Source organism: Pseudozobellia thermophila, assembly GCF_900141855.1.
Lineage (GTDB): Bacteria > Bacteroidota > Bacteroidia > Flavobacteriales > Flavobacteriaceae > Pseudozobellia > Pseudozobellia thermophila.
On the sequence record NZ_FQYU01000002.1, the window covers coordinates 52,022 to 67,803 of the forward strand.

16 protein-coding genes are annotated in these 15,782 nt (G+C 47.0%); 5 read left to right on the forward strand and 11 right to left on the reverse strand.

All coding sequences use genetic code 11. From position 1 onward, the window contains the following. Positions 1–124: 124 nt before the first annotated feature. Both BUB37_RS05490 and BUB37_RS05495 read left to right on the forward strand, forming a co-directional pair. Positions 125–466, forward strand: coding sequence for a cupin domain-containing protein (locus BUB37_RS05490; protein WP_072989982.1), 342 nt, complete (start codon positions 125–127; stop codon positions 464–466). Positions 467–476: 10 nt separating this feature from the next. Beyond that, entirely contained in the window at positions 477–2,705 is a 2,229-nt protein-coding gene (locus BUB37_RS05495; RefSeq protein ID WP_072989984.1) for a nitric-oxide reductase large subunit, read from the forward strand. Between the two features lie 100 nt (positions 2,706–2,805). Here the strand turns inward: BUB37_RS05495 and BUB37_RS05500 are convergent, their stop codons facing one another. Then, positions 2,806–4,287 carry a T9SS type A sorting domain-containing protein gene (locus tag BUB37_RS05500; RefSeq protein ID WP_072989987.1) on the reverse strand — a complete coding sequence of 494 codons (1,482 nt, stop codon included), beginning with the start codon at positions 4,285–4,287 and terminating at the stop codon, positions 2,806–2,808. Between the two features lie 337 nt (positions 4,288–4,624). On the opposite strand from BUB37_RS05500, the gene BUB37_RS05505 reads away from it, so the two are divergent. Beyond that, complete coding sequence (locus tag BUB37_RS05505; protein ID WP_094766566.1) at positions 4,625–5,977, forward strand: hypothetical protein; 1,353 nt, start codon at positions 4,625–4,627, stop codon at positions 5,975–5,977. 173 nt (positions 5,978–6,150) lie between these two features. Here the strand turns inward: BUB37_RS05505 and BUB37_RS05510 are convergent, their stop codons facing one another. From BUB37_RS05510 to BUB37_RS05540, 7 genes are all read right to left on the reverse strand, one after another. Next, positions 6,151–6,411, reverse strand: a complete 261-nt coding sequence (locus BUB37_RS05510) for a hypothetical protein (RefSeq protein WP_139278072.1) — start codon at positions 6,409–6,411, stop codon at positions 6,151–6,153. A gap of 395 nt (positions 6,412–6,806) precedes the next feature. Further along, positions 6,807–7,652, reverse strand: a complete 846-nt coding sequence (locus BUB37_RS05515; protein WP_072989993.1) for a universal stress protein — start codon at positions 7,650–7,652, stop codon at positions 6,807–6,809. Between the two features lie 8 nt (positions 7,653–7,660). Next, entirely contained in the window at positions 7,661–8,062 is a 402-nt protein-coding gene (locus BUB37_RS05520) for a hypothetical protein (protein ID WP_072989996.1), read from the reverse strand. Then, positions 8,059–8,478: a GreA/GreB family elongation factor gene (locus BUB37_RS05525; RefSeq protein WP_072990000.1), complete on the reverse strand. Its 420-nt coding sequence runs from the start codon at positions 8,476–8,478 to the stop codon at positions 8,059–8,061. The genes BUB37_RS05520 and BUB37_RS05525 overlap by 4 nt, the downstream gene beginning before the upstream one ends. An 88-nt stretch (positions 8,479–8,566) precedes the next feature. After that, on the reverse strand, positions 8,567–9,859 hold the full coding sequence (locus BUB37_RS05530) for a Glu/Leu/Phe/Val family dehydrogenase (protein WP_072990004.1): 1,293 nt from the start codon (positions 9,857–9,859) through the stop codon (positions 8,567–8,569). A gap of 5 nt (positions 9,860–9,864) precedes the next feature. Then, the gene (locus tag BUB37_RS21415; protein WP_139278073.1) at positions 9,865–10,068 is read right to left on the reverse strand and encodes a hypothetical protein; all 204 of its coding nucleotides are present in this window, start codon (positions 10,066–10,068) and stop codon (positions 9,865–9,867) included. Between the two features lie 522 nt (positions 10,069–10,590). Then, positions 10,591–11,904, reverse strand: a complete 1,314-nt coding sequence (locus BUB37_RS05540; protein WP_094766567.1) for a SusD/RagB family nutrient-binding outer membrane lipoprotein — start codon at positions 11,902–11,904, stop codon at positions 10,591–10,593. Positions 11,905–12,243: 339 nt separating this feature from the next. Here BUB37_RS05540 and BUB37_RS05545 point away from each other — a divergent pair, with 339 nt between their 5' ends. Further along, positions 12,244–12,993, forward strand: coding sequence for a DeoR/GlpR family DNA-binding transcription regulator (locus BUB37_RS05545; protein WP_072990010.1), 750 nt, complete (start codon positions 12,244–12,246; stop codon positions 12,991–12,993). 196 nt (positions 12,994–13,189) lie between these two features. Here BUB37_RS05545 and BUB37_RS05550 read toward each other — a convergent pair whose 3' ends face one another. Beyond that, positions 13,190–13,909: a hypothetical protein gene (locus BUB37_RS05550; protein WP_072990013.1), complete on the reverse strand. Its 720-nt coding sequence runs from the start codon at positions 13,907–13,909 to the stop codon at positions 13,190–13,192. A 351-nt stretch (positions 13,910–14,260) separates the two neighbouring features. Here BUB37_RS05550 and BUB37_RS05555 point away from each other — a divergent pair, with 351 nt between their 5' ends. Further along, positions 14,261–14,653 carry a DoxX family membrane protein gene (locus BUB37_RS05555; RefSeq protein ID WP_072990016.1) on the forward strand — a complete coding sequence of 131 codons (393 nt, stop codon included), beginning with the start codon at positions 14,261–14,263 and terminating at the stop codon, positions 14,651–14,653. A gap of 43 nt (positions 14,654–14,696) precedes the next feature. Here BUB37_RS05555 and BUB37_RS05560 read toward each other — a convergent pair whose 3' ends face one another. Together BUB37_RS05560 and BUB37_RS05565 are read right to left on the reverse strand one after the other, a co-directional pair. Next, positions 14,697–15,083, reverse strand: a complete 387-nt coding sequence (locus BUB37_RS05560; protein WP_072990019.1) for a nuclear transport factor 2 family protein — start codon at positions 15,081–15,083, stop codon at positions 14,697–14,699. A 23-nt stretch (positions 15,084–15,106) separates the two neighbouring features. Then, on the reverse strand, positions 15,107–15,727 hold the full coding sequence (locus tag BUB37_RS05565; protein ID WP_072990023.1) for a MarC family protein: 621 nt from the start codon (positions 15,725–15,727) through the stop codon (positions 15,107–15,109). Positions 15,728–15,782: the final 55 nt, after the last annotated feature.

The following is a 15,782-nucleotide window of genomic DNA, read 5'->3' on the forward strand; positions in this document are numbered from 1 at the left end:
TAAGCTTTCTTGTATAAGCATCGGAACATCAATGCAAATCGCCAATTGTGAACCTAACAGCTTAGGAATATAAACATCGAAAGGCTTAGGACGCTAAGCTTATCACCTATCAATAAATAGAACTATGAATAAAGCATCCTTAATCGAAAACATAAGCTATCAAGACAACCAAAGCCCTACGGTGACGGTCTTACTTAAAACTCCCAGTACCAAGGAACTCAGGATCGTCATGAAGAAGGGACAATTTATGAAGGAGCATAAGGCCCCCTACCCCATAGTCATAGAACTGTTTGAAGGGGAAGTCGACTTCGGCATCGAAGGCGGGAAACAACTTCTTAAACGGGGCGATATGGTCGCACTGGAAGCCAATGTACCCCATGACCTGGATTGTATTTCGAATTGTATCGTACGCCTGTCCATTTCGGTACTTGATACAATAGAACGCGTTAATAAAGTTTCCCAATAAAATTTACACGATGAAAAAAGTTTGGATTGCATTTGCCAGTGTGGTAATACTCTCGTTTATAGTGCTTATATGGGTAGGAACGGAAGTCTATCAAAAACAACCTCCCATACCGGAGTTGGTACGGGTAAAAGGTACGGGAGAGATCGTATATACAAAGGAGGACATTCAAGTCGGACAAAATGTTTGGGAGTCCATCGGCGGGATGGAAGTTGGATCCATTTGGGGACACGGTAGTTATGTCGCCCCCGATTGGACGGCCGATTGGATACACAAAGAGGCGGTATTTTTGCTGGAATACTGGTCCGAAACCGATTTTAACCAAGCCTATAACAGCTTGGATGTCGAGAACAAGGCGGCCATTAAGGCCCGTTTGATCAAAGATATCAAGACCAACACCTTTGATAAGACCAACAATACCCTGACCATATCGAAGGAGCGGTGGGCGGCCATTAAGGCCAATGTGGAGCATTATACCTCTATCTTCTCCGAAGGAAAGGAAGAGTATGCCATCCCGAAAGGGGCCTTGACCGATCCGGTAAAATTGGAGCAATTGAACGCCTTTTTGTTCTGGACCTCCTGGGCGGCAAGTACCAACCGGCCGGGTAAGGATTACACCTATACCTCCAACTGGCCGCACGAACCCTTGATCGACAACCTTATTACCAAGGGCTCCCTGGTCTGGTCGGGGCTGTCCATTGTACTATTGCTCCTGTTCATCGGTATTCTTACCTACTACTATTTAAGAAACCATGAAAAAGGGGAGATCATCACCAAGCCCGACAGTGACCCCTTGACGGGAATGAAGATGTTTCCGTCGCAAAAGGCGGTACTCAAGTACTTTATCGTGGTATCGCTCTTGATCGGCCTACAGGTGCTTCTGGGAATCTTAACCGTGCATTATACGGTAGAGGGACAGGCCTTCTTCGGTTTTGACCTGGCCAATTACCTGCCCTATTCGATTACCCGTACCTGGCATACCCAATTGGCGGTGTTCTGGATTGCGGCTACCTGGTTGGCGACAGGACTGTTTTTGGCCCCGATGATCTCGGGCAAGGAAATGAAATACCAGGTATTCGGTATCAATTTTCTCTTCATCGCCTTACTTGTCATTGTTTTGGGGTCTATGCTGGGCGAATGGCTCGGGGTACACCAATTCCTGAACCTGACCACCAACTTCTTTTTTGGCCACCAAGGCTACGAATACATGGACCTTGGGCGCTTTTGGCAAATATTCTTGGGGATAGGACTGGTGCTTTGGGTCATTATGGTAAGTAGGCATATTGTATATGCCATCCGTAAGAACGACGCCTCAAAACATTTGTTGATCATACTCTTGCTTTCGGTAATGGCCATAGGTATGTTCTTTTTTTCCGGACTTATGTATGGGGAGAACAGCAGCCTACCGGTGATCAACTACTGGAGATGGTGGTTGGTCCACCTTTGGGTAGAAGGATTCTTTGAGGTCTTTGCTACGGTGGTTATCGCCTTTATCTTTTCTAAAATGAAGATCATCTCGGCCAAAACGGCGGGTCGGGTGTCCGTAGCCTCGGCTTCCATTTTCTTGGCGGGAGGTATTATCGGTACCCTACATCACCTCTATTATTCGGGTACGCCTATTCAGGCCATTGCCCTGGGCGCGACCTTTAGTGCGCTCGAGGTGGTTCCCCTAACCCTAATGGGATTTGAAATACGGGAAAACTGGAACATTCTAAAAAGCAGGTCTTGGATGCAAAAATACAAATGGCCCATATTCTTCTTTATCGCCGTGGCCTTTTGGAACTTTATCGGGGCCGGTGTTTTCGGCTTCCTTATCAACCCGCCGATTGCCCTGTACTATATCCAAGGGCTGAATACGACGGCCGTACACGCCCATACCGCCTTGTTCGGCGTATACGGTATGTTGGGCATGGGCTTCATCTTGATCTGCCTGCGGTTTTATTCCGACCGGGCCTGGGAAAGCAAAAAACTGACCCGCGCCTTCTGGCTCCTCAATATTGGATTGGTGGCCATGGTGCTTTTTAGCCTGCTTCCCGTAGGGATCATTCAGGCCTACACATCGATAACCGAGGGCTATTCCTTCGCCCGCGATTCGGAATTGTTGTACTCACCGACCGTACAGACCTTGAAATGGTTACGAATGATCGGCGATATTATTTTCTCCGGGGGTATATTCTATTTCTGTTGGTTTACCATCTCTGAAACCCTATACAGCTTTAGAAGGAAATTGAAAAGCGAATAAGTAGCCCCCCTATGCTATGGTAGGTGTCCCAAAAAAGAAGCAGAAGGTCTTATCGGCCTTCTGCTTTTGTTTTTGCATGTCTTCGGTGGGCCCAAAAGGCTTAATCGACCTTGATGATCTGTTCGGTGACCACCTTTCGACTGCTCATGTCGTGAACCGATACCACGTAGACTCCTGAGGAAAGTTGGCCCATATCGAGTTCGTATACGGTCTTGTCGGTAGTAAGGGTCCTCACCAGTTTTCCGGCCATATCGTTTATTTGAATATGCGATCTATCCGGCAGTCCCTCAATATAGAGCATACCCGAGGTCGGGTTCGGGTACATGGTAAGTTCCAAAGTGCCGATGGGTGTATTGTCGGTAAGCACTTCCCCATTTACATTGTACACCGCAATAACCGGTGGTCGTGCATAAACCCCTTGTTCGGTATCTCCACTCTGTATCGATAAATACAAATTTCCGGTAGCGGAATCGAAACTTCCTCCCCCGATTTTTTTGGAGCCGTTGGCCTGAAAGGGGGTATTAAAGAAACCGTGGTCGTAGGGCCTTACCTCATGGGGCTCCAAACTTCCGTTTTTGACCGCTACCAGGTCGTTCACGTCCCAAAGCCAATAATATTGGTAATTGTCATCGGCTTCCGGGGTGCAATAGCCCCCGCATAGGTTGCCGTTGTCTTGGACACATTTATAACAAACGCCGCTTTCATGACCGCCACTGCTTCCGATGGTCAGATAGGTCCGCGTACCGGGAACGATAAAACCGTAGGTAGCCCTCGACAGGTGCGTCCAGATATCATTGGTCCCCGATTCGTTGCCCAAGTCCTCGTGCAAGGGATGGGAGAGGTTAAAGTCCAATAAGGCCGTAGTCTCGATGGCGTCGGTGGCGTTCAGGGCCTCGTTCATCCCAAAGGCAAAGGCCGAAGGGCCGACACTGCATCGAGATATAATGGGGATTCCACTCGAGTGGCCCGTAATATGCGAGCCCCCAAGGGTTTCTTGCCAAGCTTCGGGGATGGGCGATATCCAGCCCGAGGTATGTGCGGCACCGCCGTCAAACCGAAAATAGCCACTGACCTGGGAGTTTTCAATGTCACTGGCATTATTTATAATCAGGGTACTCAAGGTATTGTCGGCCGGGGCGTCGTAATACTCGAAGGCATTGACGATCAGTTTGGGCTGTCCACCGTGGTTGACGTAATAGAGCCCCCCTACCCTGTCCAATTTTTCAGGGTTTCCGTCCGCCGCCCTGTCCAATACCTGACTGAAGACCTGTATGGGACTTTCTACCATGTTAAGCTCCGATAATTGCTCGCTTTTTACAATATCGGGAATGGCATATTCGGCTATGGCCTGCTGATGGGTGTGGCCCACGATGAACAGGGAATGGTTCTCGTAATTGTAGGCAATGGGCCCTTGTGAATAATTGACATCGGAGACACCGTTCTGACTCGCCCTTATACGAAAACCTCCCTCATAGGTGAGCTGTGATATATCGAACAAGGGAAGGGCCTCGGGACTTTGGGCCGCTATTGGGTAAAGGAATGTACTTGCTATAAGCACCAAAAAAAAACATGCACTTTTCATCTTTTTTAATGGTTTTGAAAAAAAGATTAAAAAAATTTTAAAAAAAAAGAGGTCAAACGAGACGACTAGTTAACTAACGTAAGCAAGGATGGAATGTTGTGTTTTTTGAACCTTGTCAGAATCCTCGGAGCAACAACAATAAACAGGGCGAACCCATCCGGAAATTATTGTGCCCCCCTCGTGCGCTACCCTATCGGGCCTTCAAAAAAGCGTGCAAAAAAAGCTACATGCGGGTAGGTTTTTATGGCGGTACGGGTTCGGATAACTCCCCGGGGCAACATCCACTCCCTTGGAGTACTCCGTACATTCTTAAAAACCCCAAAATAATTAGTACAATATGAAAAATTTAAAAATTTATTTAGCAATTTTCTGTTTTGGCTGGACACTTACGTCCTGTACCAGCGACAATTTCCCGATAATCAAGGAAGATAACGGGGAAGAAACGACAGATACCGGAGGGGAGGAAAACAATGAAGGGGAAGACACCACCGAAGAAGATACAAATGAGGAAGATGGGTCCACGACCGTCGACATAGCAACCGAGCTTACCGCCAACGACCTCGAGCCGCACCCTATGCAGGATGTGCCTAGGCCCGGATACTTGGAGACCATAGTAGACCCCTCTTTCGGTACGGTGATCAGAAGAATTACCGATGCCGGTGATGGCGGGGTCATAAAACCGATGTACAGTACCATTCAGGCGTGGAACGCCGATGAGAGCCGAATGATCTTGTACGATCAGACCAACGGCGTTCACCAACTGTTGGACGGCATGGACTATACCTTTATCCGAAACCTTGACGACGTGGCTCCCGACGACATAGAGCAGTTGTTCTGGGATTTTAACGACCCCGATATACTTTACTACCTCGATCGGTCGACCGACGACTTTATCAAGTATTCCGTATCGTCCCGCAACAAGGAGGTTATGGTGAACTTAAGGGAAATTTCCGGTTGTACGGGAAGCATCAGCATGGGCAACGACGTTCAAATGATGTCTTGGGATTCCGATGCCATTGGTTTCCGATGTGATAACGACAAAACCTTTTCCTATAAATTTTCAACACAAAAGCTCACCGCCCTTGACGTTGACGATGTCAACTACGTGGCCACCATGCCCGCCCCCAGTGGCAATTTGTTTTACCACAACGTATCGTCGTACGGCACGGACGGAAAATTGGTTGCCAGGCTTAACAAGCAAAAAATGGAACATTCCTGTTTGGGCAAGATGGCCAACGGAACCGATGCCGATTTTTCCGTAACCTTTGGCGAGGGCCCCAATGGGGGATGCCTAGGCAACATTATCGCCTATGACCTGAATACGGGGGATTGTTTGCCCGTTATTTCCCAAGAACTGGGATACGACTACCCCAAGAGCGGCACCCATATCTCTGCCGTTGCCCATAAAAACCCGGGATGGATCGCCGCTTCGATGATGGGCTATGAGCAAGACGGACAAAAGCTTTTGGACCAAGAGTTGGTGATCGCACGAGTTGAGCCCGGAAACGTGGAAGTATACCGTATCGGCCACCACAGGGCAGACGAGGACGAATTCGATTACTGGGGAGAGCCCCATGCCGTCATCAGTCCGACCGGAACACGAGTGCTTTTTGGTTCGGACTGGAGCGGTGAAGACGATGGAAAATCGGTAGAGTCTTACGTGGTCGAGCTTCCTTCCTTTAATAAGTAAAATGCCAAATCCTAAAAAGGAAAATGGTTTCTTGCGAGACCATTTTCTTAATTGTACATAGCGAAAACATTTTGTTTGTGTAATGCCCTTAGGCTTTCAAAGGCCCATCGACCTATAGCGATGGGCCTTTTTTGGACCCATACCGGTCTTCTCGACCACAAAATAAAAACACGCTAATTCAAATACTTGTCTACCGCCGTGGCCCTTTCCGCCATATGGCCTTTCAATTCGTTGATTGCGGCCTGAAAATTAGCACCGGGGCTCAAGCAGGAGTTGTCCGAATAGTCCTCCCCATAGACTTTGCCGTCGTCGCCAAGTACGGTTTCATTATTTTCCCCGTCAGTAGTCGTACTGGTTAAAATATTCCCGTCCGAACAGGAAGGGGTAAAGACCAAATACATGGCCAATACCATAAAGAGGTATACTTTTTTCATTCCAAACATTGATTGAATGATGTAAGGTTATGGGGCAAAATTGTGGATAAAAAGGGAAGCCGTTTTTAAGGGTCAGCGATCGGCCCCTTGTTTTCTGTGAACAGGGAGAATCGATTCGTAAAGTAAATTCGCCAACCGGGCCTTTTAGGCTTAAACGCTTTGGAAGGAGACGATAAGGGTATTGTAGCAAGCCTTGGCAACCATCAAAATCCCCTTCCTCCTATGGGCAGGTACGGAAGGAGGTTAAAGGGGTGGGCTCTGGGAAGCATCAGGCCTATATAGGAAAAGGCATTTCGGTTAAACGCCCGCACTCCCCCACATTGGTTTTGCGGCCCCTGCTTGCCTGTGTCGAAACGCCTTGGCCAACATTAGGCAAACATAAAGCAATTGTTCGGTTAGGCGTGCAGGGCCAGTACGGGCACGTCCTTATAGAACCCCAGTTGGCCCAAGGTTCGCTTGCCTAGGCCCATCAATTGCCAGAACGAGGGCTTTTTGTCGATATAGCTGATCATTCCGCTCTGCCTTATTTTGACAAAGCAGCTGAGCGCTGTCGCCATCTTTACATTGTGAAGTACGTTAAAGCGATAATCGACATGCTTAAGGTATTTGCGCAGCAACATCTTGTTCTTGATCTGCTTGGGGCTCAATAGGCTGTGGTCTTCAAAGCTGAGAACCTGAATGCTCGCCCCGCTTATTCGGGCGATTTCGGCGAGGTGCTTTATCTGTTCTACCTTAAAGTCGCTGTCGAAGTTGGTCGCCAAAACAATTTCTTCCGGATGTTGGAAGGTTGCGGCCTTCGGTACCACCAAGACCGGACAATCGCGGATGCTCTCGATAACGGAAAGGGTATTTTTGCCGTATCGCCCCTCAGACCTGTCGGTCATGCCCTTGGCCCCCATGACGATCAAATCGATTTTTATCTCATCGGTAAGTTTTTTGATGGTGGCGACAAAAGGGGTTGAACGGGAAAGGACGTAAAAATGATGGAGGGGATTGTCGTTCTCGAAGGTCAGGCGTACCATGATATCGCCCAATCCCGTTTTAGACCTTTTCTCCGCCAATCTGTCGAAGGAGTGGTCGGGATCTAAAAGGGTATGGGTGTCGATAACATGGGTGTCAATGGTATACGTGTTCAGTATATAAAAATCACATTGCTCTTTGCCATAGAGTTTAATGGCATACTGGATGGCGTTCCATGAGTTCTTCGAAAAATCGGTGGGCAATAGAATGTTTTTTTTCATGTCGTTTGTTATTGGGTTCCTCGTTTGGTGCGCAATAGAATTTTCTTGAACACCTTTGTTTTCAGGATGCGGTACCCCTTGATATGGTCGAGGTAGAGATTCCTGTTCTTTTCATGATTGTGTAGGTAGTAGGCATCGCAGGCCGTGGTGTCGCATTCGGCGGCATTTCGGATGGTAGCCTCGTAACGGTACAAGGCCCCCAATTTCAACTGGTTTTCACGGCGTATCATTTGAAGCTGTTGGTACAGGTCAAGGCCATAGGGCACAAGGTCGTATAGCTGCAACAGGTATTCGACCTCTTCGTTCACATGCTCGAGGTCGTCGGTCCAGCCACGTACCTCCAATTTATCCTTTTTCAGCATTATCTTACTGTCGGACTCATGGCTATAAAAGGGTTTTGTCGCATTCATAACACCATGTTTAAATTGATCGGGGCACCTTCCTGTTCTACTTTTTCGATGGTCATCGTCTGTTCGCCCGCAGGGAACTTCCACGTGATGGAATCGCCTTCCGCATAACCGATTACGGCGGCGCCCATGGGCGTCAAAATCGAAATCTTGTCATTTTTCACATCGCCATGGTTGGGCATCACCAACTGGAACTTTTTTTTCCAACCGTTTTGCGCTGCGATGGTTACGGTACTGTTAAAACGGATGACATCCTTTGGCATATCGGCCTCATCGCAAACCGACGCCAATTCCAGTTCGCCCGACAGTTTCTTTATCGATTCGCCCAGCGTATCGTCTTTGTAGTACTTGGACAAGTTCATAAAGCGCTTGAGTAATACAAACTCTCTTTTTTCTATTATCAATTTTTCGTATTTCATCTGTATTTTTTTAAAACAAGGACGAGACCGCTATTGCGGGGGGCTACCCAATTGCAGCCTCGTCCCATTTTTTAATTTCAAATTTCCATCATGGGAATATGCCCCGTTGTACATAGGCCTGTTCCAGCCTTTCGATCGCTATGATAAAGGCTGCCGTACGCATATCCACATTTCTATTCTTGGCGGTATCCACAACGCTGGTAAAGGACTCCTTCAGTTTCTTTTCCAATTTGGCCATTACCTCGTCGAGTTGCCATATCTCCCCATTCCGGTTCTGTAACCACTCGAAATAACTGCCTATTACCCCTCCGGAATTGCACAGGATGTCGGGTATGATATCGACGCCCTTTTTAAGCAGGATTTCTTCGGCCTCGACATCGGTGGGACCGTTGGCCCCCTCGGCAATCAGATAGGCCTTTATCTTTTTGGCATTTTTGGCGGTTATCTGGTTGCCCAGCGCGGCAGGGACGATAATGTCGCAATCCAAACCGAAGAAATCCCCGTTTTCCAAGGAATTGGCGCCTGAAAAGCCATTTATGTTCCTGTTGTTGGCCTCGGAATACGCCCAAAGCTGTTCGGCCGAAATGCCGTTTTCGTTATAGATACTACCTGAGGCATCTTGGACGGCCGTAAGAATGGCTCCTTCCTTCTCCAAAAAATGGGAGGCCCAATACCCTACGTTTCCGAAACCCTGAACGATAAACTTTTTGTCCTTCAAATCGACCTTCTTTTGCTCTGCCCAAAACTTGATGGTCAAAAATACCCCGTAGCCCGTAGCGCGGTCCCGGCCCTCAGAGCCTCCGGCCCCGATAGGCTTACCGGTTACCACATGCATATTGGTCGAACGTTCGGTAGGCGACTTGGTCGACATATAGGTATCCAATATCCACGCCATGGTCTGGGCATTGGTGTTGACATCCGGGGCGGGAATATCGAGTTCGGGACCGATGTTGTCGCCCAAGGCATAGGTAAAGCGTCGGGTTATCCGTTCGAGCTCCGCCTGCGAATACTTTTTAGGGTCCAATTGGATGCCTCCCTTGGCGCCACCATAGGGCAACCGGGCCAACGAGGTCTTCCAGGTCATCCACATGGCCAAGGCGCGTGCGGCATCGATATCGACGGTAGGGTGGTAACGGAGTCCCCCCTTATAAGGCCCTAGGGAATTGTTGTGCTGAACCCGGTAGCCGGTAAACACCTCTACCTCCCCATTGTCCATGCGAACCGGAAAGTGGACGACCAACTCGTTGTTGGTCACCTCCAAAATCTTGCGAATATTGGGGTTCAGGTCGATGATGTCGGCCGCATTGTCGAACTGGCGCATGACGTTGTTCAACATCCCCTGTTTTAGGTTGTTCTTCTTTTTTTGTGTTTTTGCAATCATTATGTTTAGTTTAAAACGAGTTCTTCATGTAAGTTCCGGAACCCTTTCTCTCCCATACTTTGAAGGGTCAGGGTAAACATGGGACCATTGTCCTGCTGTAACCGGTGTACATATTCGCTACACGAACAGACACGGTCCTTGGCACGGGTCAACGTACATCCTGCAACATATTTGCAAGTAGAACAAATGCTTCCGTACAGTTTTTTCATCCTTACAATTTTTTAAAATCCTATAATAGACCTGCCCGTTGGTACATCTAAACTTTGAACATCAAAACATCCCTATCGGACAGGTCTAACATCCAACCCAACTTTATTGTCTTTTGTATTTCCTTGGTTCGCCCATTTCCCCTTCCCTATCCCTTTACGGTACATGCTTTCTTTTTCGGCCTGGCCGATCCTTCCGGTCGGCCAACCTTTCCTTTGAAGGTCGATGGGAAAAAGGCTAACAAGGCCTTGTCCGCTTTTAGATGTAACAAAGTGCATGCCTATTCGTTTGAAATATAACAATACAGTGCAATACACTGATTATCAATTAAATAGATTGTAGTCAAAAATAAGGACCCACTACCCTTGCTGGGGAAAAATTACCCACCTGCGTAGTATTGGGCTATAGTACAGCGAAGAATAGGGCCGTGCATGGTTATGGGGCGACTGCCCCGGATGGGCTGGTCAGAAGGCATAAAAAAAGGGGCTAGACCAGCCCCTTTTGTTCAATGTATGTACTTCCCTTTATTCCTCGGTATTCCACCACAGGGGAGTTGTCAACCTTATATAAGGGTTGTTGTCGGGCATGTTTTCGTAATTGCGATCTTCTTCATTGTATTCGTACATCATGGCTTGGATCCAATCGTCCTCATTGGGGAAGATATCCAGGTTTACGTTTTCGGGACGTTCCAAACCGGGATAGATGTCCGAACTGTAATCGGCCCTTCGCATGTCTACCCAGGTTTCGGGATTGAGCATGTTGGCAATATATTTTTGAACAAAGATATGGGATAGGTTGATGCCCGATGTTCCAATTTCCTCATCAAGTTTTGCCAGGTAATCATTGCCTTCATCGGCACTTACCCCCACCTTTTCCAAATCGGCCCTTACCCCTTCCTTAAAGTCTGCATAGGCGCCTGCGAGGTCTCCCTTTCTGAACCGGGCCTCGGCAGAAATAAACTTGACCTCGCTATACGTCATCATATAGGTCGGTGAGGTGGGACTCGTATAAAATCCACCATTTCCTACCGAGAAGTTGTCCCCGGCGTTTTCATCGGTGGTGGTATCGACTCCACTGCCCGTTACCACACCGCGATAGCCCCCGTTGACCGCCTCGGGGACGATCAAGGGCAGTCTTGGGTCTTCGTAGGGAGTATCCAATTGGAGTGGGTTCTTCAACAATTCAACAAAAAAGTGGGAAAAATAGTCGAAGCGTGTGGAGCCGTATCCATTTTCGCTAAAGGGCTGGTTGTCGTTTTCCATTTCGCCCCCGCCGTAATTCTTTTGGGCGTTAAGGGCGTTGGAGTTGATGGCCATGTCACAGGCCTCTATGATCGCATCGGGGTCATAGGCCATATCACCCGAACTTTTCTTGTTCAAATGGTTCAGGTACCTGGCCTTTATCGCGTAGGCGAACTTGATCCAGTTGTCTTGGTTGCCCTGGTACAGCACATCGCCATCTTCGAGGTTCAGGTCGATCTCACTGGGTTCTTGGAGTTGGGCGATGGCTTCGTCCAACATGGTCAAAATGGTCTGATAGGCCTCTTTTTGGGTGACGAACCCAGGGGTAATGTTCATGGCCGATTCCCCGTCGTAGGTATCCTCGATGACAATATCACCATATTGGTCGGTGGTCATGCCCAAGATGTAGGCCCTGAGGATCTTTCCCACGGCCACATAGTTGGGGGCGTTGTACTTTTCGCCCAGCACGATTAAATCGGCGGTATTCGGAAGGGCGTATACGTAGGCGTTTTGCCATAGTAAATAACGTCCCGTGGTCAATTCCGCACTCCAGGTTTCCGAATAGTAGTCGGCAACGTTTTGCGAGCCGTACTGCATAATTCCCAAAACCTCACGGGTACCTCGGTACTGTGCAGTTCCCGTGGTGTTTTCAATGGCGTATTGGATTCAATCCTTTTTTCATTGGCCGGTTTTAAAATTGAACATTTGATTTAAAAGAAGAGTTACTTTATCCCGAGGGTATACCATTGCCCTTCAAAGATTGAAAGGAAGGATGCAACCGCGAGATATTTCTATCAAAAATATGCAATATGATGCAATTTATTGCAATATTTTGCAGTTTAACACGAATTATTAAGTAATAATCAAATAAAAAGGTATATTGATGTCGTTATATGCAATTAAAACTTGCATTTACAATTTTTTAATAGTTCATATATGTTAAAAGAGGAAAGAAAACAACTCATATTGAACGAGGTGCGAATACACAACCGTGTACTTTTGACCGATATCGCCGAACTGGTCGATGTATCTGTCGATACCGTAAGAAGGGATATAAAGGAGTTACACGATGAAAAAAAACTTAAGAAGGTACACGGGGGTGCCATTTCATTGGGTTTTTACCATTACGATGTTCCCGAAAAGGAAGTGTACTCCATTGAAAAAAAGTCCTTAATAGCCAAAAAGGCCATCCGGCTTCTTAAAAACGGACAAGTGGTCTTGTTCAGCGGAGGAACGACCAATCTGGAATTGGCAAAGGAACTGCCCCATTCCCTGACCATCACCTGTTTTACCCCTTCCCTGGCCATTGCCAACCAATTGGTCAAAAAACACAATGTTGAAGTGATATTGATCGGTGGAAAACTGTCGAAAGATTCGCAGATTGCCGTCGGGGGAACTGCGATAAACATGCTGTCGGACATGAAGGCGGACCTGTGTTTTATGGGAACGAACTCCATCGACCTGGAACACGGGCTGACCGAGTTCGATTGGGAAATCGTTGAAATGAAAAAAGCCATGATCAAAGCGTCGAAAAAGGTGGTCGCCCCGGTTATTTCGGAAAAGATTGCTTCCTTTCAACGGTACAAGATCTGCAATATTGAAGATATTGATGTCTTGGTAACCGAACTTGATCCCGCAGACGGCGTTTTGCAAAAATTCAAGGAAATGAATATATCCTTGCTCTAAAAGCCTACCCTTTCAAGGGATGCAACCTGAAGAAGGAGCGGACCAAACCTCGCAATCCGGATTGACTTTCCATCGGATTGTCCTCAAAAAAAGTGTGAAGCCCTTATGCTAAGAACCTTTGGCAGGAACACGTAACCCGAGGTACGGCCGACCTGTAAGAGTAGCTTGAAACCAAGAGGTATCGGTTACAAATCCCCTAGTGGGCGACAAGGTTTTTGACTACCTCGCCCTTGTTGTCGAGCACTTCGATACGGGGTTGGTCCGTACTATCGACATAAATTCGCAAGCGGTCGGTTCCCTTTTGGTCTTGAATAAAGAGTCCCGCTTGTTTATCCGATGTTTTTCCGATAAACATCCGTTCGGCCGTTATGGGATTTCCTTCCTTTGCGTTTTTGATGATTTCGATTGCCTCGCCCATGCCCTTGCCCTCCTTGGTCAACGAATCGATTTTTTGGGCGATAACGGGCATGGTATAGTCCTCGTCCTTGTCCCAGAACTGTATACCGTACCTCGATTCTCCGTCGGTGTTTCTCAAATACCGCATTTGCATAACTTGGTCGGTCTTGTACTGGTCAACCGACAAAATCCACGAAGAACCGCCTTCCTTGTTTCCTTGGTACATCAAACCTCCCACCTCGTCCTGTTCCTCGTTAAAAAATACAATTCCGGCCGGTCTTTTTCGACCTTCGAAGAGAACTTTCCCATCGAACATTCCCGCATGTTGCCGGTTTTGGTTGCTGATTACCATTTTTAAATCACCGTTGGGCTCAACCACGTTTATTCGTTCCACCGTGATTTCGTCAAATTTACCGGTTGTGTTTTTTTGGGTGAAGGAAGTGAGCACCAATGCCAACAGAATAGCGGTTAACGTGATGGAATACAGTTTGAGGTAGAAAATTTCCTTTGCCTTGTTCATAGCCTGAATAGATAACTTAAATTATTAAAAGGGTTGTCAAAACTTTGGTACAAGGGAAAAGGTAGGGATTGAGCCTATGTGGCAAGCCCTGGGGCAAGCCTCTTCTTCGACGACCACCAACCTTAAGTCCCAATGCACGGGACTAAAATTAAGGTTTTCGGTCAGTAAAACCATACCTATATGGCAAGGGTCTTGCAAATACCTCCAATTTTCGGATGACCACGACCCACGATCCAAACTACCCTCTCATTTATATTCTATAAGGTATTCGTTCCTCGCTTCCTCGAGGAATTTATTATAGACCTCCCCCCTTCTAGTGCCCTTTATCTTTATATTTGCAATAAAAGATAAATGGATAAGACCGGTTATTTAATACTTCGTTTGGCCATTGGCTTAAGCATGTTCGGGCACGGATTGGTGCGCTTGCCCAAATTGTCGGGTTTTAGTAAGTGGATGGTCAAAAGTTTTGAGGGCTCCATGTTGCCCGAAATCATTGTTACCCCCTTTAGTTATGCACTTCCCGTACTTGAACTGTGCGTAGGGCTTCTATTGCTGATAGGCCTTTTTACCAGGCAGGCGATTCTTTTGGGAGCGTTGATCATGCTTATGTTGATCTTTGGGACCACGTTGATAGAGAACTGGGCCATTTTACCGTCACAACTAATCCATGTGGCCTTTTTTGTAGTACTTCTTAATTATGTAAAGGACAATACCTGGGCCTTGGACTTAAAACTAGGAAAGTGATTATGGCTTTTACAGTCTTTTGTCGCCGTAATACAAATAATCATCAATACATGGTATTGGTATTTGCCGATGTTTTGGGTATTTGTTGGATGGCGTCCCAATGTTCACAGATTTTCCCGTTTTCATCGAATCGAAAAAAATCCATGGTAACATATTGGTCGTCATCGGGCCAGATTTGATGCGTGTGCAGGGCCACTAGGTCGCCCTCCGCAATGGTCCGTACAAATTCAATCGATTTTTCAGGGTACTCCCTGTGCATTCTTTCAAAATAGTCGATAAAGCCTTGCGGACCGTCGGCTACATGCGGATTGTGCTGAATATACTGTCCCTCGCAATAGGTTTCAATGGCGGTTTTGGGATTTCCTTCATAGGCCATTCGGTAAAAGGCCATGGCGTTTTTCTTGTTTTTTTCGGTATCTAGCTGTCTCATTTTAGGAAAGAAAAAAAGTCTATTTAGTTTGTAAGGGCAAATGAAATTTTAATTCCCTGTATGACCATATCGGTGCCTATGATCGCAATGATTAATCCCATGATTTTTCCGATAACGGATATGACGTTGTGACCGATTTTTTTAATGAACATTTCGCTGAGCATAAAAGTGAAATAGGTCATCCAGCACAGGAGTCCGAATATGCATATGACGATGCCAATTTTCAGATAACCTGCATTTGAAACAAAGTTCATGCCGGTAACAATGGTACCGGGTCCAGCCAAAATGGGAATGGCGAGGGGTGAAATGGCGATATCCTCATCAATATGGGTTTCCTTTAAATGTTTTACATTCGATTTTTTGGACTGAAGCATATCGAAGCCCACAAAGAAAACCAAGATCCCACCGGCAATTTTAAAGGCGGGTATGGTAATTCCAAAAAGAAGGAATATAAACTTGCCCAGTACCAGAAAGAGGGTAACGATAACAAAGGCCGTAAAAGTCGCTTTTTTACTGATGTTACGCTGGGTCTTCCGATCTGCCCCTCCCACCAACGACAAGAAAATGGGCATGTTCGAAAGTGGGTTCATTATGGCGAAAAAGCCAGTGAACACCGTAATGGAAAAGGTCAGGATGTTATCCATTTAAACTACTGTTTTTCTTTACGGTGCCAGATGAAAAAATTGTGTTACAATTCTG

What these genes read in the sequence shown, in the direction of transcription:
- BUB37_RS05490 (WP_072989982.1), top strand. Translation starts at nt 125, where the DNA reads ATGAATAAAGCATCCTTAATCGAAAACATAAGCTATCAAGACAACCAA.
- BUB37_RS05495 (WP_072989984.1), top strand. Translation starts at nt 477, where the DNA reads ATGAAAAAAGTTTGGATTGCATTTGCCAGTGTGGTAATACTCTCGTTT.
- BUB37_RS05500 (WP_072989987.1), bottom strand. Translation starts at nt 4,287, where the DNA reads ATGAAAAGTGCATGTTTTTTTTTGGTGCTTATAGCAAGTACATTCCTT.
- BUB37_RS05505 (WP_094766566.1), top strand. Translation starts at nt 4,625, where the DNA reads ATGAAAAATTTAAAAATTTATTTAGCAATTTTCTGTTTTGGCTGGACA.
- BUB37_RS05510 (WP_139278072.1), bottom strand. Translation starts at nt 6,411, where the DNA reads ATGAAAAAAGTATACCTCTTTATGGTATTGGCCATGTATTTGGTCTTT.
- BUB37_RS05515 (WP_072989993.1), bottom strand. Translation starts at nt 7,652, where the DNA reads ATGAAAAAAAACATTCTATTGCCCACCGATTTTTCGAAGAACTCATGG.
- BUB37_RS05520 (WP_072989996.1), bottom strand. Translation starts at nt 8,062, where the DNA reads ATGAATGCGACAAAACCCTTTTATAGCCATGAGTCCGACAGTAAGATA.
- BUB37_RS05525 (WP_072990000.1), bottom strand. Translation starts at nt 8,478, where the DNA reads ATGAAATACGAAAAATTGATAATAGAAAAAAGAGAGTTTGTATTACTC.
- BUB37_RS05530 (WP_072990004.1), bottom strand. Translation starts at nt 9,859, where the DNA reads ATGATTGCAAAAACACAAAAAAAGAAGAACAACCTAAAACAGGGGATG.
- BUB37_RS21415 (WP_139278073.1), bottom strand. Translation starts at nt 10,068, where the DNA reads ATGAAAAAACTGTACGGAAGCATTTGTTCTACTTGCAAATATGTTGCA.
- BUB37_RS05540 (WP_094766567.1), bottom strand. Translation starts at nt 11,904, where the DNA reads ATGCAGTACGGCTCGCAAAACGTTGCCGACTACTATTCGGAAACCTGG.
- BUB37_RS05545 (WP_072990010.1), top strand. Translation starts at nt 12,244, where the DNA reads ATGTTAAAAGAGGAAAGAAAACAACTCATATTGAACGAGGTGCGAATA.
- BUB37_RS05550 (WP_072990013.1), bottom strand. Translation starts at nt 13,909, where the DNA reads ATGAACAAGGCAAAGGAAATTTTCTACCTCAAACTGTATTCCATCACG.
- BUB37_RS05555 (WP_072990016.1), top strand. Translation starts at nt 14,261, where the DNA reads ATGGATAAGACCGGTTATTTAATACTTCGTTTGGCCATTGGCTTAAGC.
- BUB37_RS05560 (WP_072990019.1), bottom strand. Translation starts at nt 15,083, where the DNA reads ATGAGACAGCTAGATACCGAAAAAAACAAGAAAAACGCCATGGCCTTT.
- BUB37_RS05565 (WP_072990023.1), bottom strand. Translation starts at nt 15,727, where the DNA reads ATGGATAACATCCTGACCTTTTCCATTACGGTGTTCACTGGCTTTTTC.